Annotated in this window: 15 protein-coding genes; 11 read left to right on the plus strand and 4 right to left on the minus strand. The window is 63.7% G+C overall.

Annotated features, from left to right (window positions below):
- Nucleotides 1-70 precede the first annotated feature (70 nt).
- The 9 genes from KTJ77_RS00830 (at nt 71) to KTJ77_RS00870 (ending at nt 10,817) form a co-directional block, all read left to right on the plus strand.
- Nucleotides 71-604, plus strand: a complete 534-nt coding sequence (locus tag KTJ77_RS00830; RefSeq protein WP_217336638.1) for a hypothetical protein — start codon at nt 71-73, stop codon at nt 602-604.
- A gap of 167 nt (nt 605-771) precedes the next feature.
- The gene (rlmN, locus tag KTJ77_RS00835) at nt 772-1,998 is read left to right on the plus strand and encodes a 23S rRNA (adenine(2503)-C(2))-methyltransferase RlmN (protein ID WP_217336639.1); all 1,227 of its coding nucleotides are present in this window, start codon (nt 772-774) and stop codon (nt 1,996-1,998) included.
- Nucleotides 1,999-2,099: 101 nt separating this feature from the next.
- A complete protein-coding gene (locus KTJ77_RS00840; protein ID WP_217336640.1) occupies nt 2,100-3,782 on the plus strand; it encodes a DUF4407 domain-containing protein in 1,683 nt (560 codons plus the stop codon).
- A gap of 233 nt (nt 3,783-4,015) precedes the next feature.
- Complete coding sequence (locus KTJ77_RS00845) at nt 4,016-5,443, plus strand: MFS transporter (protein WP_217338270.1); 1,428 nt, start codon at nt 4,016-4,018, stop codon at nt 5,441-5,443.
- Nucleotides 5,440-6,396, plus strand: coding sequence for a DMT family transporter (locus tag KTJ77_RS00850; RefSeq protein ID WP_367948788.1), 957 nt, complete (start codon nt 5,440-5,442; stop codon nt 6,394-6,396). Before KTJ77_RS00845 ends, KTJ77_RS00850 begins: the two co-directional genes overlap by 4 nt.
- A gap of 101 nt (nt 6,397-6,497) precedes the next feature.
- Nucleotides 6,498-7,163, plus strand: a complete 666-nt coding sequence (locus tag KTJ77_RS00855) for a GntR family transcriptional regulator (RefSeq protein WP_217336641.1) — start codon at nt 6,498-6,500, stop codon at nt 7,161-7,163.
- Between the two features lie 10 nt (nt 7,164-7,173).
- Nucleotides 7,174-8,697: an MmgE/PrpD family protein gene (locus tag KTJ77_RS00860; protein ID WP_217336642.1), complete on the plus strand. Its 1,524-nt coding sequence runs from the start codon at nt 7,174-7,176 to the stop codon at nt 8,695-8,697.
- Between the two features lie 20 nt (nt 8,698-8,717).
- The gene (prpB, locus tag KTJ77_RS00865; RefSeq protein ID WP_217336643.1) at nt 8,718-9,617 is read left to right on the plus strand and encodes a methylisocitrate lyase; all 900 of its coding nucleotides are present in this window, start codon (nt 8,718-8,720) and stop codon (nt 9,615-9,617) included.
- Nucleotides 9,618-9,635: 18 nt separating this feature from the next.
- The gene (locus KTJ77_RS00870) at nt 9,636-10,817 is read left to right on the plus strand and encodes a bifunctional 2-methylcitrate synthase/citrate synthase (protein WP_217336644.1); all 1,182 of its coding nucleotides are present in this window, start codon (nt 9,636-9,638) and stop codon (nt 10,815-10,817) included.
- Nucleotides 10,818-10,884: 67 nt separating this feature from the next.
- Here KTJ77_RS00870 and KTJ77_RS00875 read toward each other — a convergent pair whose 3' ends face one another.
- The 4 genes from KTJ77_RS00875 to KTJ77_RS00890 form a co-directional block, all read right to left on the minus strand.
- Complete coding sequence (locus tag KTJ77_RS00875) at nt 10,885-14,382, minus strand: choice-of-anchor I family protein (protein ID WP_217336645.1); 3,498 nt, start codon at nt 14,380-14,382, stop codon at nt 10,885-10,887.
- A gap of 134 nt (nt 14,383-14,516) precedes the next feature.
- The gene (gene pepN, locus KTJ77_RS00880; protein WP_217336646.1) at nt 14,517-16,934 is read right to left on the minus strand and encodes an aminopeptidase N; all 2,418 of its coding nucleotides are present in this window, start codon (nt 16,932-16,934) and stop codon (nt 14,517-14,519) included.
- A 43-nt stretch (nt 16,935-16,977) separates the two neighbouring features.
- Complete coding sequence (locus KTJ77_RS00885; protein ID WP_217336647.1) at nt 16,978-17,661, minus strand: hypothetical protein; 684 nt, start codon at nt 17,659-17,661, stop codon at nt 16,978-16,980.
- Nucleotides 17,662-17,700: 39 nt separating this feature from the next.
- The gene (locus KTJ77_RS00890) at nt 17,701-19,623 is read right to left on the minus strand and encodes a bifunctional UDP-sugar hydrolase/5'-nucleotidase (protein ID WP_217336648.1); all 1,923 of its coding nucleotides are present in this window, start codon (nt 19,621-19,623) and stop codon (nt 17,701-17,703) included.
- 200 nt (nt 19,624-19,823) lie between these two features.
- Between KTJ77_RS00890 and KTJ77_RS00895 the strand changes: the two genes are divergently transcribed.
- Nucleotides 19,824-21,323, plus strand: coding sequence for a CoA-acylating methylmalonate-semialdehyde dehydrogenase (locus tag KTJ77_RS00895; RefSeq protein ID WP_217336649.1), 1,500 nt, complete (start codon nt 19,824-19,826; stop codon nt 21,321-21,323).
- A 6-nt stretch (nt 21,324-21,329) separates the two neighbouring features.
- On the plus strand, nt 21,330-22,481 hold the full coding sequence (locus KTJ77_RS00900; RefSeq protein WP_217336650.1) for an acyl-CoA dehydrogenase family protein: 1,152 nt from the start codon (nt 21,330-21,332) through the stop codon (nt 22,479-22,481).
- The last annotated feature ends 8 nt before the right edge of the window (nt 22,482-22,489 follow it).

Here is a 22,489-nt window from a genome sequence, read left to right on the forward strand (position 1 = left end):
TCCAGGTTTTGCACAATTCGCCAGGAGTACCGTTAAAGGTTGTAAAACATACGAAACCGAAGGGAATCTCATGAAGCGCCGTGTTTCTGGCATTCTGACCCTCGCCGCCACCGCGGCACTTCTGACCGGTTGCGCGACCACCGCAGCGACCGACGCTCAGGAAACTCCTGCTCCGAAGGAAACGGCTGCGATCGCGGCTTCGTCCTTCGACGCTCCCGTAGCATTCAGCGAATCGTTCGGCACCGCAGACCTGTCTGCACAGGTGTGGTCGGCACTCGTCAACGACGAGACCGTCGCAGGCGCGCTCGGCGCACCTGAGGCTGGCAACGTCTGGGTGAGCGCAACGACCGCTACCAAGGCAGCTGCAACCGACCTCGTCGACACCGACGTTGCTCCGGTGCTGCGTTCCACCTCCGACGAGACGGCTTCGTACATTGCCGTTTCGCCGCGCGAGACCGAGATTCCGCTCGCGACCGCTGGCCAGTCGTACTCGTTCCAGTGGGCCTTCCAGGTTCCTGAGGACAAGGCACTCGCTGAAGACCTCGTGATCTGCCTCGACGACGCAGAGGGCAACGAACTCGGTTGCTCCGCAATCGTCAAGTAATCACTTCTTGACAGCTGGGGTGGGCGGAGAAATCCGCTCACCCCGCTGCTGTTCTCGGGGTCGGAACCATCACGCACGACCCGCGCGGATGGTTCCGCGAACCGCAAGAGCCGGTTCCGCCGCGCACTCCCATCGTCTATACATCCCCTAACCCGTAACCTGGAACCATGAATAACTCTGAGATGACGCCCGTGCGGCAGGTCCGACCCCGCACCGAGGGATGGTCGCAGAAGAAAGACGCCGAAGGGCGTCCGATGCTCCAGTTCGCGAGCCCCAAGCGCGGCAAACCGCCCGTGCACTGGGCGGATCTCACGCCCGAGGAGCGCGTCGCTCGCGTCAAGGAGCTGGGCATGCCCGGTTTCCGTGCCAAGCAGCTCAACACGCACTACTTCACGCATTACACGTCTGACCCGGCGCACATGACCGACCTTCCGGCCGAAAACCGTGAAGAGCTCGTTGCGGGCCTCATGCCGCCGCTGCTCAGCGAAGTGCGTCGCCTCGAAACCGACAACGGTGACACCATCAAGTTCTTGTGGCGTCTGCACGATGGTGCTCTCGTCGAGTCCGTGCTCATGCGTTACGTCGGCCGCATCACGCTGTGCATTTCGTCGCAGGCTGGGTGTGGCATGAACTGCCCGTTCTGCGCGACCGGTCAGGCAGGCCTCACGCGCAACATGTCGGCAGCCGAGATCATCGACCAGGTTGTGCGCGCGAACCGCGCCATCGCCAATGGCGAGCTCGGCGGCAAGCGCCACGACGACCACTCCGAAGAGCGCGTCTCCAACATCGTTTTCATGGGCATGGGTGAACCCCTCGCCAACTACAACCGCGTCATGCAGGCCGTGCGCACATTCGTTGGCAAGCAGCCCGACGGCCTCGGCATGAGCGCTCGCGGCATCACGGTCTCCACCGTCGGCCTGGTTCCGGCGATCAAGAAGCTCGCAGACGAAGACATCCCCGTCACGTTCGCACTGTCGCTACACGCCCCCGACGACGTCCTCCGAGACGAGCTCATCCCGGTGAACTCGCGCTGGAAGGTCGACGAGGCCCTCGACGCCGCCCGCAACTACTTCGACAAGACCGGCCGCCGCGTCTCGATCGAGTATGCGCTGATCAAAGACATGAACGACCACGCGTGGCGTGCCGACCTGCTCGCGCAGAAGCTCAATGAGCGCGGCCGCGGCTGGGTGCACGTGAACCCGATTCCGCTGAACCCGACGCCGGGCTCGGTCTGGACCTCGAGTGAAAAAGACGTGCAGAACGAGTTCGTTCGCCGCCTGAACGACGCCGGCATCCCGACGACCATCCGCGACACCCGCGGCAAGGAAATCGACGGAGCGTGCGGTCAGCTCGTGGCCACGGAAGAAGACAAGGTCGCAGCCGACGCACTGTAGGTGCGGAGAAGGGGCAGTCATCGACCACGCATAAGTCCGGCTCGGCCTTCGTCCAGGCCGCTCGCACCTGTCGCCCAGGCGAACCTTCGTACGCTGGAGGGATGTCCTATTCCGAACACAGGCCCGGACGATTTGGTTCCCAGGGCCAGATCGAGTTCGACGTGACCAACCCGATCGCGGAAGAGCCCCTCTACATTCAAGACCTTCGCGATGCTGAACGCCGCGAAGACGAAGGGGTCGACACCTACGACGCCGACGGACCAACCGACCCCTTTGGTGGAGCAAGCGCCGCTGAAACGCAGGCTGTCCCCGCCATCGAACCCGACTTCGAACCGCTCGTCGTGCCACGCCGCCCGAGCGCAACGGAACCAGATACAGCGGAACCAGAAGCCGTTACGTCCGCAGAGGCGCGCGCCGCTGAGACGGAGTCATTCTCCCTGTTCGATGCCGAACCTGTGGTTCCAGGCTCCAACGACTCCGCAACGCAACCCGTGGTTCCGGCGCTGACAGAAGAAGCCGAAACGGAACCGGTGGTTCCGACGCGGCGTAGCGAAAAGCCGCGCAAGCAGCGCCGTCCGATGCGGCGCCTTGCGATCCTCGGTGGCGCGGACGGCTACGTGCTCGACCAGGTGCCCACGGAAACCGGCCGCTTCGTGCAGATGTTCTTCGTTATCGCTGGCACCGCGCTCATTTCGGGCATTTCGATGCTGTTCGCGCTGACGACGGGCGTGAAGGCGGTCGTGTGGCTCGCCATTCCACTCGCGATCGTGTGGGCGCTCATCATCTTCAACCTCGACCGGTTCTTAACCTCGACCATGAAGTCGTCGACCAAGATCGGCAAGCTCATTGCGCTTGCGCTCCCGCGTGTCATCATGGCCGCGATTATCGGTGTTGTGGTGGCGGAGCCGCTCGTGCTGCAGATCTTCGCGAACGACATCGAACGCGAAGTCAACGCCACCAATATCGTGCAGGCGCAGAGCGACCAGGAAGCCGTCGCGACCGGCCCCGAAAAGCAGGCGCTCGACGCCGCAACGCAGCGCCTTGCCGACCTGGAGAACCAGGCAGCAACGGGTGTCGTCACCGGAACCACGACAGACTCGGCAACGCTCACCGCCGCCCAGGCAAAGGTCGACGGCATTACAACGCAAATGACGACGCAGCAGGGCGTGATCGATCAGGCCCGCGCGATTTATCAGTGTGAACTCACGGGCGTTGGTGTCGGCGAGGTCGAAGGCTGCACCGGCATTTCCGGCGAGGGTGCCAGCTCTGACGCCGCGAAGTCACAGCTCGACCAGGCGCAGGCAACCTACGACGCGCTGGCAGGAGATCTCCGCGCGGCTAACGAAGAGCTCACCACGGCGCAGGAATCGAGCGCAGGAGCCACGAGCGCCAACGAGGATCGCAACCGGGAAGCCGCAAAGGCTCAGTTACCTGCCGCGCAGACGACCTATGACGCCGCACTTGCCGCCTACAACGAGCGTGCTGACGCTGTAGCGTCAGGCAACGCGGGCGCGAGCGGCCTGTTGAGCCAGATCACGGCACTTAACAGTCTCTCTGCGAAAGAGCCCACGCTCGGGTTCGCGCACTGGATGATCGCCGCGCTGTTCTTCATGATTGAACTGCTGCCCGTGCTCGTCAAGGTGCTTACCAGCCACGGTCAGCCTTCGCTGTACGAGGAGACGCTGGAGGCTCGCCGCCAGGTGGAGTCTGACCGGATGCGGGCGAACGCTTTCCGTGATCGGGCGGACATTGCAATCGGAACCACGGCACCAGTGAGCGCATAGCCCGCAAAATCTGAAACCACCACGAGCTCCTCGGCGCGATAAAGCGTTCGGGGAGCTCGTTTTTTCTGGCGGGGACGCCCGCGCCGGATGCTCTCTTGAGCGAACTCTTTTCGATGTCGGAACCCCGAGGTACATTCCTCGTGGAGGTCAGGATGACCGAAGAAGCCAGCGTCACCGACGACGCCGAAAGTCCCGCACCAGCGGCGCCACTGAGTGCCGCTGCGCATGCGCGCATGCGCAGCTTCTACGCGGTCTTGGTCAATACCGCGCTCGCCAACGTCACGTCGAGCTTTTTGTGGTTCGCGCTCGTGTTCTGGGTCTACCTCGAGACGAAGTCACTGCTCGCCTCCGGTGTGATCGGTGGCGCCTACATGCTGCTCGTTGCGGTGTTCGGCATGGTTTTTGGCGCGATCGTTGATCATCTGCGCAAGAAGACCGCGATGATCGTGTCGAGCCTCACGACTCTGACCACATACGCGATCGCAATGGGAATGTTCGCGCTGTTCTCCGAGGCGACGCTGCTCGATTGGCGCGGGCCCTGGTTTTGGATCTTTGTCACGATCGTGCTGGTGGGCAGCGTCGTCGAAAACATGCGCAATATCGCACTGTCCACCACCGTGACCCTGCTGGTTCCGGCCGACCGTCGTGACAAGGCGAACGGGCTGGTGGGCGCGGTGAGCGGCATCGCCTTTCTCGTGACGAGCGTGTTCTCTGGGCTCTCCGTCGGCCTCCTCGGCATGGGCGCCACCATCATGATCGCGGTCAGTGCGACGGCGGTGGCGCTGGTGCACCTGCTGCTGATTTCGATTCCGGAACCAACAAAGGTGAAAAGTGGCGAGGGGCGGGTGAACTTTCGCGGCGCCATCCCGGTCATCATGGCGGTGCCCGGGCTGCTTGCACTGTTGCTATTCACGACCTTCAACAACCTCGTGGGTGGCGTTTTCATGACGCTGATGGACCCGTACGGACTCACCCTCTTCCCCGTCGAAATCTGGGGCATCGTGTTGGGCGTGACCAGCATCGGATTCATCATTGGCGGTGGGTTGGTCGCAAAATTTGGCTTGGGAAAAAACCCGTTGCGCACGCTCCTGCTGGTCAATGTGGGTGTCGCAATCCTCGGGATGACCTTCACCACGCGCGAGTGGGCCTGGCTATACGTCGTGGGGCTGCTCATCTTCATGACCCTGATGCCAGCAGCAGAAGCCGCGGAGCAGACGATCTTGCAGCGGGTGATTCCGTATGAAAAACAGGGCAGAGTGTTCGGGTTCGCGATGACCGTCGAAGTGTCGGCCGCACCCATTACCGCGTTTCTCATCGGCCCCATTGCCGAGTTCATCATCGTGCCGTACATGAATAGCGATGCCGGGCAAGACACGTGGGGTTGGCTTCTCGGCGAGGGGGAAGCGCGCGGCATCGCTCTGGTCTTCGTGATCGCGAGCTTCATCATGCTGATCGCCGTGCTCCTCGCCTTCCTCTCGAAGCCATACCGAAACCTATCGAAGGCGTACGCCGAGACGCCGCCACCCGACCCAGCGACAGCCGCGCCCGACCCAGCGGCGCCGCCACCAGACCCAGCGACAGCCGCGCCCGACCCAGCGGCAGTCGCGCCCGACGGCGAAACTATGCCGGCACTCGCACAAAGCGATAACGTCAGAAAGTGACCGGCCCCCTCCTCATCCCCTCGCCCACGCCGAAGAAGAACCAAACGCGGCTGGGCCTCGTGTTGGCAATTGCCACAGCGCTGAGCTTCGGAACCTCAGGAGCCCTGGCAAAGGGATTCATCGATTCCGGCTGGACTCCCGGTTCCGTCGTGCTTGCCCGCATCTGGATCGCGGCGATCGCACTCGCCATTCCCACGCTCCTCGCGATGCGCGGCAAATGGGCAGTCATGCGCAAAGCCTGGCCGATCGTGCTGCTCTACGGTGCGCTTGCCGTCGCCGCGACACAGCTGTTCTACTTCCAGGCGGTCGTCACCATCGACGTGGGCATCGCGCTGCTGATTGAGTACACGGCGCCTGTGCTTGTCATTGTGTGGGTCTGGCTTCGCTCGCGGGTGCGTCCGTCGGGTGCCACCTTCATTGGCGCCGCCATCGCCCTCCTCGGCCTGGCTGTCATGCTCGACGTCTTCAGCGGCGTATCCGCAGACCCGGCTGGCGTGCTGTGGGCCTTTGGCGCGATGATTGGCGCCGCCGCCTACTTCATTCTGTCGGCACGACAAGACATCGGTATTCCACCGATCGCGCTCGCCGGCTTCGGGCTTTTCGTGGGAGGCGCGGGACTCGGTATAGCCGGGCTCGTCGGCATCCTGCCGCTGAACGCATCCGCCGACCCCGTCACGTATGTCTTTGGTTCCGTGCCGTTCTGGATTCCGCTGCTGGCGCTCGGTCTCGTCTCTGCGGCCATTGCGTATGTGCTCGGCATCGTGTCGACCCGCATGCTGGGCTCGCGCCTGGCATCTTTTGTCGCGCTCAGCGAGGTCGTTGCGGCGGTGCTTTACGGGTGGCTCCTGGTCGGGCAGGTTCCGGGGTTATTCGAGATCATCGGCGGCGCGCTGATCCTCGTCGGCGTCGTTATCGTCAAGCTCGGTGAAAAAGAGGTCGACGCGCTCGCGTAGTTCGCGAGAATGAGCGTTTTGTATACGCTAACGCCCTGAAATTGCGTCACAGCTTGTGATTGCCGGTTTTTTGTATACACTAGCAATCACAAGGAGGTGCCATGCGGGCGAGTGATCGTGCATATGAAACGCTTCTCGGCGAGATTCAATCCGGCGAGCTGGCACCCGGTGCTGTGCTCGGTGAAGTTGAGCAGGCCGCCCGTCTCGGCGTAAGCCGTACCCCCTTGCGCGAAGCCATCGGCCGCCTGGCCGCTGACGGCCTCGTTGCCCAACAGTCGCCGCGCGTCACCGTCGTCACCGACATTGACGCCGACGATATTCGTGAACTCTTCGAAGTGCGCCGCGCGCTCGAAGAAACCGCGGCACGACTGGCTGCGCACCGTGGCGACCATGAGACGTTCGCCGTGCTGGCTACCGCCTTTGAACACACCCATATTGAGGGTGCTGAAGGGCTCGATGACTACTATGCCGTCATTGCGCGCTTTGACGAGCGGCTCGATGCCGCCGTCAACAACGATTACCTGACCGCGGCACTGCGCATGATCCGCACCCACCTGGTGCGCGTGCGTCGCCTCGCCCGCGACAACCCAGCGCGCCTCGTGCAGTCCATTGCCGAACACCGCCTCATTGCTTCGGCGATCGCCTCAGGCGACGCCGACCTCGCAGCGCACGCCACCCACGTGCACCTGCACAACGCCTTAACGAACATCTTGGCGGCCCTCCCGGAGCCTGCTCCGGTCGGGGCCACCAAATCCCTCCAGAAGTAAAGGAAGAAACATGACTGTTCAGCACCACGTGCGCGTCTACAAGAGCGCAGAAGACCTGCCCCGCGAAGAGCAGCTCGCCTGGAAGATCGCTCAGGTTGCGGTTGACCCGGTCGAGGTCGAAGCCGACGTCATCGACATGATCATCAACCGCGTGATCGACAACGCATCGGTCGCCGCCGCTTCCCTCACGCGTGGCCCGATCGTCTCGGCTCGCTCGCAGGCGCTGGACCACCCGGTCTCGCGCGGTGGCGCGGGCGCCAGCATCTTCGGTCTTGACGAAGAGCGCACCAGCCCCGAGTGGGCAGCATGGGCAAACGGCGTTGCCGTTCGTGAGCTCGACTACCACGACACCTTCCTCGCCGCCGAGTACTCGCACCCCGGCGACAACATCCCGCCGATCCTCGCGGTAGCCCAGCACTGTGGCAAGGACGGCCGCGCGCTCGTTCGCGGTATCGCGACCGGTTACGAGATCCAGATGGACCTCGTGCGTGGCATCAGCCTGCACAAGCACAAGATCGACCACGTCGCGCACATCGGCCCGTCGGCATCGGCCGGTATCGGTACGCTTCTCGGCCTCGACGCCGAGACCATCTACCAGGCTGTCGGCCAGGGTCTGCACACCACCACCGCAACGCGCCAGTCGCGTAAGGGTGAAATCTCGACGTGGAAGGCACACGCCCCCGCATTCGCAGGCAAGATGGCCGTCGAGGCTGTTGACCGCGCGATGCGCGGCCAGACGTCGCCGAGCCCCATCTACGAAGGTGAAGACGGTGTCATCGCGTGGATGCTTGACGGCCCCGACGCTTCCTACACGGTTCCGCTGCCCGCCGCAGGCGAAGCAAAGCGCGCGATTCTTGACTCCTACACCAAGGAGCACTCGGCTGAGTACCAGGCTCAGGCGTGGATCGACCTTGCTCGCAAGCTCGGCAACGAGAACCCGGCGCTGCGCGACCCGGCAAACATCGCCTCGATCGTGCTGCACACCAGCCACCACACGCACTACGTGATCGGCTCGGGCGCAAACGACCCGCAGAAGTACGACCCCACGGCTTCGCGCGAGACGCTTGACCACTCGATCCCGTACATCTTCGCGGTCGCACTGCAGGATGGCACGTGGCACCACGTTGACTCCTACGCACCCGAGCGTGCCGGCCGTGCCGACACGGTTGAGCTGTGGAACAAGATCACGACGGCTGAAGACGCTGAGTGGACGCGCCGCTACCACTCGGAAGACCCCGACGAGAAGGCCTTCGGTGGTCGCGTTGAGATCACGCTGACCGACGGTTCGACCGTTGTCGACGAGATCGCTGTTGCTGACGCTCACCCGCTGGGTGCCCGTCCCTTCGCTCGCGCTGACTACATCCGCAAGTTCCGTATCCTTGCTGAGCCGGTTCTCGAAGCTGCTGAGATCGAGCGTTTCCTCGACCTCGCGCAGCGCCTCCCTGAGCTCACCGCTGACGAGTTGCGCGAGCTCAACATCGTCGCGAAGCCGGGCCTGCTTGACGGCATCGAGTCGCCGCGCGGACTGTTCTAAGCCGAATCGGAGAGAGCATCATGCTGTACTCAGAAATCCCCGCAGCGGAGAAGCGTCGCCTTTTCCGTGAGCGGCTCAACTCCGGCGAGTTGCTGCGCTTCCCCGGCGCATTCAACCCGCTGTCTGCCCGCCTCATCGAGCGCAAGGGCTTCGAGGGCGTCTACATTTCCGGTGCCGTGCTGTCGGCAGACCTCGGTCTTCCCGACATCGGCCTCACTACGCTCACGGAGGTGGCAGGCCGCGGCAAGCAGATCGCTCGTATGACCGACCTGCCCACCATCATCGACGCCGACACCGGCTTCGGTGAGCCGATGAACGTGGCACGCACGATCCAGGAGATGGAAGACGCAGGCCTTTCCGGCATGCACATCGAAGACCAGATCAACCCCAAGCGGTGCGGTCACCTCGATGGCAAGGCTGTTGTCGACGAAAGCACCGCGCTCAAGCGCATCCGTGCCGCTGTTGACGCTCGTCGTGACGAGAACTTCCTCATCATGGCGCGCACCGACATCGCGGCTGTCGAAGGCGTGCAGTCAGCGATCGACCGCGCGAAGGCGCTCGTCGACGCGGGTGCTGACGCGATCTTCCCGGAAGCGATGCACAGCCTCGCAGACTTCGAAGCTGTCGTGAACGCCGTTGATGTTCCGGTTCTCGCGAACATGACGGAGTTTGGCAAGAGCGAACTGTTCTCGTCGCAGCAGCTGGCCGATGTCGGTATTCGTATCGTCATCTGGCCGGTCTCGATGCTTCGTATTTCGATGGGTGCGACCGGTCGTGCCCTCGACGAGCTCAACAACGTTGGTCACCTGACTGGCAAGCTGGGCGAGATGCAGCACCGCGCTGACCTCTACGACCTCATCGACTATGAGGCCTACAACCACTTCGACACCAGCGTCTTCAACTTCCAAGTTGAGCGCTAAGCCAAGAAGGAGTAACTCATGACGGATGTTGACATCAAGAAGGGCCTCGCGGGCGTCGTCGTCGACGTGACGAGCGTCTCGAAGGTGAACCCGGAAACCAACAGCCTGCTGTACCGCGGATACCCGGTGCAGGAGCTGGCCGCAACGCAGCCGTTTGAAGCTGTGGCGCACCTGCTGTGGACCGGCAACCTGCCCACCGACGCGGAGCTTGCTGAGCTGCGCGCAACGGAGCGCAAGTATCGCGCCCTGGCTCCCGAAGTAAAGGCAGCGATCGACATTCTGCCGACGAGCGCACACCCGATGGATGAGGTCCGCACCGCGGTCAGCGTTATCGGTGCGCTCGACGCCACGGGTGACGTGATGGACGCTGCCGGAACCCCGGAGCAGAACCAAGAGCGTTCCATTCGCCTGTGGGCTCAGCTGCCTGCCATCGTGGCATACGGTCAGCGTCGTCGCCGTGGTGAAGAGCTCGTCGCCCCGCGCGATGACCTCGACTACTCGGCAAACTTCCTGTGGATGACGTTCGGCGAAGAGCAGGACGAGGTCGTCGTTGACGCCTTCAACCGCTCGATGACGCTGTACGCAGAGCACTCGTTTAACGCATCGACATTTACGTCGCGCGTTATTGCCTCCACGCTGAGCGACCTGTACTCGGCTGTCACCGGTGCCATCGGTGCGCTCAAGGGCCCGCTGCACGGCGGCGCCAATGAGGCCGTTCTGCACATCTTCAACGACATCGGTTCGGCCGAAAACGTGAAGCCGTGGCTGGATCAGGCTCTCGGCGAGAAGCGCAAGATCATGGGCTTCGGTCACCGCGTCTACAAGCGTGGCGACTCGCGTGTTCCCACGATGAAGGCAGCCCTCGACACCCTCGTGGCGCACTACAACCGCCCCGATGTTGCCGAGCTGTACGACGCCCTCGAGAGCGAGTTCGTTGGCCGCAAGGGCATTTACCCGAACCTCGACTACCCGTCGGGTCCGGCGTACAACCTGATCGGTTTTGACACGCTCACGTTCACGCCGCTGTTCGTGGCCGCTCGCGTCACCGGCTGGACCGCGCACATCATGGAGCAGCTTGCTTCGAACGCGCTGATTCGCCCGCTGTCGGAGTACGTCGGCCCGGACGAGCGTCACATTGACGGCTACGTTGCCACCGAAGCGGAGCTTGCAGCAGCAAACCGCGAGGCAGAAGCCGAGTAAGTAGCGACGATAAAAGTGTTGCCCCCACCGCAATTGGTGGGGGCAACACTTTTTCTTGGTCAGGGCGTCAGCTGTGAACCCGACGGCGGCGCAATGCCACGATGAGCAGGCCGCTAGCGACGAGCACAGACGCGCCGAGCGCGAGCCCGTATGGTGCATCGCTACCCGTATTCGCGAGACCACCGCCTGCGCCAGACGAGGTTCCGGATCCGCTACTTGCTGAGCCCGCGGAACCATCCGCAGCGGAGCCAGCGGAGCCAGCGGAGCCGTCAGCGTCCGCATGAGCGTCGGCATCAGCCTCGCCACCGGAGCCTGAGCTGTCGGTGTCAGCATCCGCCTGACCAGGCTCTTCTGCCAAGACGGCGCGACCGAGCGGTGCCGGGCTGACCACCGGGTGCGCGGCGAAGTACGCCACCGTGATGCCGAGATCTGCCTGGCCGGTGTCGACCCGGTTCGTGCCCTCGGCGAAGGTGAAGAAGTTGTCGCCGCCGTTCGCGAGGAACGAGTTGGCCGCCACCGTGTATGTCATGGCCGGATCAATCGGTGCGCCATTCAGCGTCATCGTGACGATGTGCTCGCCGCGCGGAGCATCCTCAACGTACGTGTAGCTGAAGCCCTCCGAAACTCCCAGGTGCAGCTTCGGGCGAGACGCGCCCTCTGGCTGCCACTGCTCTTCGAGCACGCTCTTGATCTGCGCACCCGTCAACGTGACCGTCGTGATCGTGTTGGCGAACGGCTGCACGTTGGCCACGTCACGGTACGTGACGGAACCATCGGTGCCGTACAGCAGGTCAGCGCGCAGGCCCCCGGGGTTCATGAACGCGATATCTGCCACCGGTGCTGCTGGTGCTTCAGACGCCGCACGTGCTTCCAGTGCTGCTACGGGTGTGGTCGCCCACAGCATGACATCGGCGATCAGGTTGCCCATGGGCGACTCGATGCCGCGGTCAGAGCCGTTGTCGCCGCCGCGCAGAATGTCTGCACTGATGGTTCCGACCGTCACGCCGCCCTTCTCTTGGGCGACCTCGGCTGCCGCAGAAACGATGGCAGCGACGTCCTCATCCGCCGGATAGAGCGCAGTGCCCCCGTCTGCGAGGGGCAGCAACGCGCCGGAAATCGACAAGAGCTCCTTCGAAGCCGAGTCGACGGTCACGGAAATCTGTCCGAGCGTCGTGCCGTACTGGTGTGCCTGAATGACCGGGCGCAGCTGACCTTCCGGGTCTTCGATCTCGCAGGAGTAGGCCTGGTGGGTGTGACCAGAAATGATGGCGTCGATACGGCTCGATGCGCCGTTCACGAGCTCACCGTATGCGGTCGTCGTGTCGGTGAGGTCGGCGCAGCTTTCGGTGGCCTGACCGTTGTGCGTCAGCAACACGATGACGTCGGCCGCATCCGCCGCGGTGAGTTCTTCTGCCACGCGATTCGCGGCCTCCAATTCATCGCCGAACGTGACAGCGGCGATACCCGGGGCCGGAACCATTGCCGGGGTCTCGGTGGTGACGGTTCCGATGAAGGCGATGCGCACGCCGTCCACGGTGGAGATGCTGTATTCGTCGAGCGCGGGCTCACCCGTGGCGCGGTCGTACACGTTTGCCCCGAGCGCGTACTGCGGCCCGCCGAAGCGTGGAACGACGCGATCAATGAGATCGTCCATGCCGAGGTCAAACTCGTGGTTTCCGATGGCGGACGCCACCAGCCCTGAGGCGACAAGTGCATCGATCGTGGGGTTGTCATCGTCGATGAACGACGTGAACGTCGACGCGCCGATGTTGTCACCTGCGGAGACAAACAGGGTGTTCGGGTTCTCAGCGGTCAACGTGGAAATCGCGCCAGCAAGCACGGCGGCGCCGGGCTCACCGCTGCCGAGGTTCGCCTCGATGCGGCCGTGGAAGTCGTTGACGTTCACAATCTGCACCTCGGTGAGGCCATCATCAATCGCAAACAGTGTCGTGGTTCCGCTCACCTCGTTTGCGACTGCAAGCACCGGCTCACCGGTCGGTGATGCGCTCGCCGGGATGAACGTGACGCCCTCAGCGCCGAGGTCGCCTGCGGCAGACAGATCGACCTCAGGGTCAACGGAGAAGTCACGGTTGTTGACGTAGGTGACGAATGCCGCGTCGGCAGGGGAGGTGATGTCGTAGACGATGATGCCGCCCACGCGCTCCAGGCCAACGAAAGCGTACGTGCGGTCACCGACGGTGCCAACAGCGACACTCTCCGGCTCTGGACCCTTGTCATCGCTGCGGCCCTCGAAGTTTGCTTCCGTGTGGTTCGAGTTCACGAAGTCGCCGTTGGCGTCGAACGTGATCTGCTCGAACGCGCTCCCCGAGTCGAACACCAGGGTGCCGTCGGTAGTGAAGATCGAGAACGAGCGGCCACCGAACGCATACAGTTCGTCGTAGCAACCCGCCTCGGCGTTGAAGCCGAGTTCGCGCGTGACGTTCAGGCGGCCAAGCTCGGCGTTGCCTGTCAGCCCATCGAAGTTGGCGCACGCCGGGCCATAACCATCGTCCGCGAGATCCTTCACGCGGGAAGGCTCGGCGTAGTCACCCCATTCGCGCGCGTCACCCTCGTTTGCGGTCACCAGGTAGGTGGTTCCGTTCGCCTGGTAGGACGCAATGCCGTCGGGCATGTACATGCCAAACAGGTTGTCGTACGTGCGCTGCTCAAAACGGCCGTCCTTGTCGGACGGGTCGAGCGCGTTCGCTGGGAGTGAGTGATCCTTGAAGCCGAGGGCCGTGATGTCGGTCACGGTCGCGGTCGCAAGGTCGACGGTGGCCAGGGCGTTGGCCTCCTGGAGCGTCACATACGCCGTTGCGCCGTCGATCGTCACGTATTCCGGCTCGAGGTTGCGGCTCACGGCGAAGTCGGCCTCGGGAGTCGGGCCGAAGACACGCACGTCTGCGGGAAGGGCCGCACCCTCGAAAGCGTGAAAGTCAGCGATGCGCACATCGCTCTGCTGTGCGGCACTCACCGTGGCAGGCAAGCTCACGACAGCGACGGAACCTTCCGGATCTGCCGAGAAATCATCGGCCGGCTCGCCTTCGTTGGCCACCACAGCCGTGGTTCCGTCCGCAGACAGCGCGACCATATCGGGGAGTGCGCCGACCGTGACCGAGCCCAGAATCGTCGGCTCGTCCGCGTTCGCGTCGAAGAACAGGATCGTGCCCTGATCGGTCTTGACCGGCGCTTCGAAAGCGATGACGCCGAGGCCATCTGCGCGGACGGCGATGGAGTTGGCGACGCCCGTGCCTTCCACGGAGTACAGGTGCGTCATCGCGGCCGGGTCGTCGGCATCGAGGACCGAGACGGAACCCGCTTGCGCGTTTACGACGAAGAGGCGGCTGTTGTAGGCGGCAACAATTTCCGCGGCGGATTCGTCAAAGACGCCCGTCTCGAACGTGCCGATCGGTGCGAGGGTGATGCGGGCGTCGGTTGACGTGTGCTCGAGGGGGTCGGCGACGATAGCGGCGGTGGCGGGCAGCGGTGCGGTGAGCACCAGCGTGCACGCCACCGCCGCTACCGCGACGGTTCCCGCAGCACGGCGGAGGGGACGCGAAAGCATGAAGTGTTCCTGATCTGTTGGAGATTCGCGGCATGCCGCAGGGCATGCGCAGGACTCCTCCACCGTTGACGCTGCGGGTGTCGTTCGTGTGAACAGCGCGGAAACGGCGGTGAAAAGTTACGCTCCGTCAGGGATTACGCGGTGGCGGCGCGCATGTGCTCCAGGTCATCGAGGTGGTCGTTGAAGCCGCGCAGGGCAACCGTGGGCACTTCGGTCTGCACGACGGCCTGAAGTTCGCGGATGAGAGCGGCGGAACCATCGGGCAGCGCGATCGATGGCAAGGCACGGCCGATGAGCTGCCCCATGGCCTGACCCTGCGTGTGTGCGAAGGAGGCGAGCTCGCGCGGTGCACGCGCCGCGTAGTCGGCGACCAGCGCGCCCTGTTCGATACCCCAGAACCCGTCGGCCATCGCGCTGAACTCACGGTTCGACAGCGTGCCGCTGGTCAGTCGTGCCCAGGCTTCGGCCTTCGCCTCGGGCGTCGGCAATGCAGCGGTCGAGCGGAGTGCGGCGTGCGCACCCGCCGTCGTACGGTCGCGCTCGGCCTCGACCGCAATCGCCGATCCCTGACCGAGTTCGGCGAGACGGGTGACGTACATCCATCGCACCGCGGGGTCGGTGGCGGCATCGAGGCGCTGCTGCAGTTCGACAGGGTCGCTGGCTGCGTGCGCGAAAATGCGCTCGGCGGCTGCGTGCAAGTGGGTCTTCGGTGAATCCAGTACGAGACGGGAAAGCTCCGCGAGCAGGTCGAGGTGCGCCCCGATCGTGTCGACGCTCGAGTGCGCGGCGGCCATGCGCAGGGCGAGTCCGATGGCGCCCTCAAACACGGTGGCGTCCTCTTCATTCACGAGTTGCGTGCGCGCCAGGGTCATGAGGCTCGTGGTCGTGCGGGTGCCGCGCTGCACACCGGCGACCGCGGTCGCCCACAGCAGGCCACGCGTGAGCGAGCGGTCGATCGAGCTCAGCACGCCGTCGAGTGTCTCCTTCGACGCGGCGTCGAGCTCTAGCGCGGCGTACGTCTCATCGAGCGCGTTCGGCAGAACGGCCAGGCCCGCGAAGTCATCAAGGCGCACCGGCGCGTCAGCCAGATCGACGATCTCTTCGCGCACGACGGAACCATCGGTTCCGTAGCCGACAACGGTGAACCGGTGCGGGCGACTTCCGGTGCGCGTCAGCACCGGAACCTCACCGTCACGGGTCACGGTGATGGTGTCAAAGCCCGTCGTGCGCAGCCAGGCGGCAGCCCACGAACGCACATCGCGGTCGGTCGCCGCGTCGAGGGCGTCGAGGAAGTCTGCGAGCGTCGCGGTGCCAAACGGGTGCGCAGACAGGTGCGCGTTGACGCCGCGAAGGAAGTCATCTTCGCCGAGCCAGGTCACGAGCTGGCGCAGCACCGCGTTGCCCTTGGCATACGTGATCATGTCGAAGTTTGCGAAGGCGGTATCGACGTCGACGAGATTTTCGGCGTCTTCCGCAATCGGGTGTGTGGAGCGGCGCGAGTCGGCCGAGTACGCGCTGAGCTTGCGGCCGAGAGCCGCGGCCGTCCACGTGTCGGTGCCGGTTGCGCGTCCGGAGACTTCGTAGCCCATGTAATCGGCGAACGACTCGTTGAGCCACGTGTCTTCCCACCAGGCCATCGTGACGAGGTCGCCAAACCACATGTGCGCCATTTCGTGCGCGATGACCGAGCTCATGGCGTGACGCTGCATCGCGGTCGGCTCTCCCGGGGTGAGCAACTCATCACGGAAGGCCACGCATCCGGGAAACTCCATTGCTCCCCAGTTCAGGCCAGGCGTGAATACCTGCTGGTAGTCCGCGAACGGGTAGGGCTCATCAAACGTGGAGGTGTAGTGCGCAAACGCGCGGGAGGTCACAAATTTGAGGCTGTCAAACTCGCGATCAAGAGCTTCGGCCTGCGAGGCGCGGGCGTGCCAGCCGAACGGTAGCGTGCCGCTGGGTGCGAGCGCGTACGGTTCATCCCACGTTTTGGAGACAAACGGGCCACCGCAGACGAAGAAAATGTAGGTGGAGAAGCGCGGGGTGGGCTGGAAGAACCAGGTGTCACCCTCGCGGCGATCGAACAGGCCGTTGCCGAGCACCGTCCAATGGCTCGGAGCGGTGACCGACACCGTGAACGACGTCTTGATATCGGGCTGGTCAAAGCAGGGGATGACGCGTTGTGCGATGTCCATCGCAGTGAAGCCGCTGACGTAGCGCTCATTGTCTGCGGGATCGATCACGACCGTCATGCCATCACCGTCGGTGACATACGGCATGCGAGCGCGCACCGTCACGGTGTTGTCAGCAGCCAGCTCACTCAGCGTGATGCGGCGACCGTCATACTGCCACGTGGTTCCGCCCGACGTCTCAACGACGAGATCTGTCGCATCGGTTAGCTCCAGAAAGCTCGAAGCACCCGCAGTCGCGCACGCGAATGTGATCGTTGCGACCAGATCGTACCGATCGGTCGGGGTGAGATCGAGATGAACGACAGTGTCGACATCAGAGATCAGAGCGGAACGGGTACGGGCATCAGCAAGCGTGAGAGACACCCTTCGACCGTACTCCTTCGAGCGGCCGCCGTGCCGAGTGCCGTCAGGATTCGCTCTTGCGCACGCGCCGCACGATGGCGGTGATGATGATGATTCCCACGATGCCGCCGAGAACGCCGTACACGGCTGTGACAGGAACGGGCGGCTCAATCGTGGCAGCGCTTGGCGCGCCCGGGGTTGCGGAACCGGGGGCATCGGATTCGGGATCTGCCGACGGCTGGGGTGAAGCGGACGGGTCTGTCGTCGCGGGAGGGGGCGTGGGTTCTGCCTGCGGCGCGCCCTCACCCGCTGTCACCGTGATGGGGATCACGATCGGGGCGAACTCGTCGGTGCCGATCGTCAGATTGTGGACGCCAAGCGGGAAGTCGGCCGGAACGGTCAGCGCGAATCCGGTGTCTCCATAGCGGTCGGCTGCGGGGATATCCGCGACCACGACAGCGCCGTCACCGAGGTTGGCGGTGATGATGCGACCGGTGCGCAGGTCGGAGACCGTCACCTGGAGCGTTTGCCCTTGCGCGATTTCGCCGGAACCGAAGTACACCTCAGCCCAGTCGTACGTTTCGAAGGGCTTCATGGTTCCTGCGGTGTCGAACTGCGCGGCGGAGATCGGCGCCACGGGTGTCGCGCTCGCGGGGGCCGCGCTACCCGTGAGGGGCCCAAGCGCCAAGACCGCCGTCAACGCAAGAAGTGCTGTAACGGGCAGGCGAGGTGTGGCGAAGCGTGGCATGCGAGCTTTCCGACGGTCGTGGTGTTCGCCGCTGAGCATTCAGCGTCGTGCAACCAGAATGCCAGACCGACCTGAACGAATATGACCAGCAACCATGGGCGCGGCACCCGCCACCAACAGGAGAGCCGCGGCGAAGAGCGCGGGGACGCCGAGCGCCGTGCCTGTTGCGGCCAAGTGCGGCCCCGGTGTTGCCGCGGTGTGCGGGGTTTCGGGCAACGATGACGGTGGGGTGGGCTGATTCGTGACAGTGGGTTCCACCGTCGCGGAAGGCTCGGGAGTGGGGGTGATCGACGGTTGCGGTGTCGATGGCGGAACCACAACGGAGCGCCCGAGATCTGCTGGAAGGACGAGTGTGTGGGCGGCGAAGTAGTCGATGGCAGCCTGCAGATCGAGGATGCCGGTGTCGACGCGGCCTGTCTGGGCGGCAAACGTCGTGAAGTTGTCGCCACCCACAGCCAGGAACGAGTTCGCGGCAACAACGTAGGTTCCTGCCGGGTCGATCGGCACGCCGTCCAGCCACATGTCGACAACGTGCGTGCCCCGCGGCGCATCGACAACGTATGTGTAGCTAAAGCCTGCCGAAGTGCCGAGATAGCGTTTGGAGCGCCCCGTCTCCTCGGGTTGCCACTGCTCTTCCAACACGCTCTTCAGCTCCGCACCGGTGAGCTCCACGGTCATCACGGTATTGCCAAACGGGTGCACGTTCGCAAGATCTTTGAACGTCACCGTGCCGTCGACCCCGTAGCGCAGGTCATCGCGCAGACTTCCGGGTGTCTGGAAAGCGATTTGCGCTGGTTGCCCGGCGAACTGCGGCGCGGAGGTCGCGTACAGAATCATGTCGGCGGCAAGATTGCCGAGAGCAGATTCCACGCCACGATCCGACCCGGCGACCCCACCGCGCGTGATGTCTGCACTGATGGTTCCAATCGGGGCACTGCCCAGCGCATCAGCGCGATCGACGGCGGCATCGACAATCGCTGCGACTGCCGGGTCAGCGGCGAAGCGCGGGCTGCCGTCAACCACGAGCGGAATGACATCACCGGTGGCGTCAACAACCTCGTGCGTGACAGCGTCGACGGTGAACGACACCTGGCCGAGGGTGGTGCCGTACTGGTGTGCCTGAATCACGGGGCGGATGGTGCCGTTTGGCCCCGCGATCTCACACGAGTACGCCTGGTGCGTGTGGCCGGAAATGATCGCATCAACGTGTGCAGAGGCTTCGCGAACCACGTGCGCGTACGCCGATGTTCCGGTTTCGAGGTCGGCGCACCCCGATGAGGACTGGCCGTTGTGGGTGAGGAGGACGATGATGTCGGCGGCGTCGGTGCGATCGATCTCCTCGGCGACGCGATTCACCGCGGTGAGTTCATCGCCAAACGTGAGGGTTTCAACTCCGGTGGGCGGAACCATGGAGGGGGTGTCTGTCGTGACGGTTCCGATGAAGGCGACACGCACGCCATCAACAACCTCGACGCGATATTCGTCGAGCGCGGGCTCGTCGGTAAAGCGGTGATAGACGTTCGCGCCAATCGCAAAATGAGAACCACCGAATCGCGGAACCACACGATCCGTGAGATCCGCAAATCCCTGGTCGAACTCATGGTTTCCTACGGCAGAAAGCTGGAGCCCGGCAGCGGTGAGTGCATCAATTGTCGGAGCGTCACGATCGATGAACGAGGGAAAGGTTGACGCGCCAATGTTGTCTCCAGCGGAAACAAAGAGGGTATTGGGTTGCTCGGCCCGCAGCTGGGTGACGGCTCCGGCGAGAACGGCGGCTCCCGCCTCCCCGCTCGCAAAATTCGGCGCAATGCGGCCGTGGAAGTCGTTGATGCTCAGCACCTGAACCGTCGTGGTTGCGGGCTCAGAACTCGCGTGGGCTTGCGTGGGGGTGAGGGCAACGACGAGCAGGATGGCCGCGGGCACCAGCGTTCGAGCGCGGTGGCGAGACAGGAGCGGGCGCATAGGGAGTCCTCGGGTGGCGGTGCGTCGAACGCAAATGACAGACAGTGTTTAAAACACTACTCCGATTCGAAACGCACGCATGGTGGCCCGAGCCTCATGCCATCGCGGGAGCAATGAGCGGGCAAGGGGGTATTCCTTTTACTAGGACATCCATGTAATCTGAGCACAGTGCCAACGAGGGCACGGACAGGGGTGTCACATTGGTACGTCAAATCCCGCATTTTGTAGGCGGAAAGCGCACTGAAGGCACATCGGGTCGTTTCGCCGATGTCTTCGATCCATCAACAGGTGACGTGCAGGCGCATGTCGCCCTCGCAAGCACCGCTGAGGTTTCCGCCGCCATCGACACGGCACAGCGGGCGCAGGTGGCGTGGGCAGCGACCAACCCGCAGGTGCGTGCTCGCGTCATGATGAAGTTCGTCGAACTCATTGCCCGAGATCGCGACGAACTGGCAAGGCTGCTCTCCAGCGAGCACGGCAAGACGTTTGAAGACGCCAAGGGCGACATTCAGCGCGGCGTCGAGGTGATCGAGTTCTGTATCGGAGCCCCGCACCTGCTGAAGGGTGAGTACACCGTGGGTGCAGGCACAGGCATCGACGTGTATTCGATGCGCCAAGCGCTCGGTGTCGTCGCCGCGATTACCCCCTTCAACTTTCCCGCAATGATTCCGCTGTGGAAGATTGGCCCAGCGCTCGCGTGCGGCAACGCGGTGATTCTCAAGCCGTCGGAGCGCGACCCTTCTGTTCCGATTCGGATTGCGGAGCTCTTTCAAGAAGCGGGTCTTCCTGACGGTGTGCTCAACGTGGTCAATGGCGACAAAGAAGCCGTTGATGCGATCCTGCATGACGAGCGGATCGCCGCGGTGGGCTTTGTCGGCTCGACCCCCATCGCGCAGTACATCTACTCCACAGCGACGGCAAACGGCAAGCGTGCGCAGTGCTTTGGCGGTGCCAAAAACCACATGATTGTGATGCCGGACGCTGACCTCGACCAGGTGGCTGATGCACTCATCGGCGCCGGCTATGGTTCCGCAGGCGAACGCTGCATGGCCATCTCGGTTGCCGTTCCGGTCGGGGAGGAGACGGCGAATGCGCTCTCGTCAAAGCTCGCCGAGCGCGTCGCTCATCTGAAGATCGGCCCGGCGCTCGCGGAAGGCATGGATTACGGCCCGCTCATCACTCGCGATGCGGTCGATCGCGTCAGCGGTTACATCCAAACGGGTATCGACGAGGGTGCCATGCTGCTCGCTGATGGTCGCGGCTATCGCGTCGAGGGTTACGAAAACGGTTTCTACCTCGGACCGACCCTGTTCGACCACGTCACCACCGCGATGACGGTGTACCGCGAAGAAGTATTCGGTCCCGTGCTGATCATCGCCCGCGCCGAGTCGTATGAAGAGGCGCTCGCAATGGCAACCGATCACGAGTACGGCAACGGCGTGGCGATCTTCACGCGGGATGGTGACACCGCGCGTGACTTCACGACGCGCGTGCAGGTCGGCATGGTCGGCGTGAACGTGCCGATTCCGGTGCCGATCGCCTATCACACGTTCGGCGGCTGGAAGAAGAGCGGATTCGGCGACCTCAACCAGCACGGCCCCGATTCCTTCCGCTTCTACACCAAGACCAAGATGATCACGAGTCGTTGGCCGTCGGGCATCAAAGAAGGTGCCAGCTTCGTCATTCCCACCATGAATTGAGACCCCATGAGTATGACCACCACGACCGACGAAGAACTGTCGGCCATTCTGGACGCGGTTCGAGATTTTGCGGCATCGGAGCTGGCCCCGCATGCCGCCGAGTGGGATGAGAACGGAACCTTCCCGCGCGACACGCTGCAACGCGCCGGGGCGCTGGGACTCGGCGGCATTTACGTCGCAGAAGATGTGGGCGGAGCCGCGCTCAGCCGCTCAGATGCGGCCGCGATCTTTGAAGCCCTGGCGTACGCTGATCCGACGGTGACGGCATACATGACCATTCACAACATGGTCGGGTGGATGATCGACACATTCGGCAACGATACGCAGCGCCAGGCCTGGCTTCCAAAGCTCACAGCGATGGACATTTTCGGCGCCTATTGCCTGACCGAGCCTGGTGCTGGTTCGGATGCGGCGGCGATCACGACCTCTGCGATCCGTGCGGGGGATGAGTACGTCATTACCGGTGTGAAGCAGTTCATTTCCGGTGCGGGCGAGGCGGGCGTGTACGTCGTGATGGCGCGCACTGGCGAGCCTGGCGCTCGCGGCATTACGGCTTTCTTGGTTCCGGCTGACTCCGCTGGGCTCTCCTTTGGCATTAATGAAAAGAAGATGGGGTGGAAGGCGCAGCCCACTCGTCAGGTGATTCTCGATGAGGTGCGCGTGCCTGCGGCCAACGTGCTCGGCGACGTGGGCGGCGGATTCAAAATCGCGATGCGTGCCCTCAACGGCGGCCGCATCAATATCGCCGCGTGCTCGCTGGGCGGCGCATCGTGGGCGCTTGATCGGGCAGCGTCGTACGTGAAAGAGCGGTTCACATTCGGTGAGCCGTTGGCGGCCCGTTCGACAGTGCAGTTCACGCTCGCCGACATGGCAACCGAGCTGCGCGCCGCACGCGCGCTGGTGCGTGAGGCGGCGCGCGCAATTGATGATGGTTCCGCCGACGCCGCCATGCTGTGTGCGATGGCGAAGCGATTTGCGACAGACGCTGGGTTTAAGGTCGCGAACGACGCGCTGCAGCTGCACGGTGGCTACGGCTATCTCTCGGAGTATGGCATCGAGAAGGTGGTGCGCGACCTGCGCGTGCACCAAATCTTGGAGGGTACGAACGAGATCATGCGCGTCATCATTGGGCGTGAAGTGCTCGAGGGTAAGCGCTAGAACTTCGT

It is taken from the genome of Microbacterium sp. NC79, assembly GCF_019061125.1.
In the GTDB taxonomy this organism is placed as follows: Bacteria; Actinomycetota; Actinomycetes; order Actinomycetales; family Microbacteriaceae; genus Microbacterium.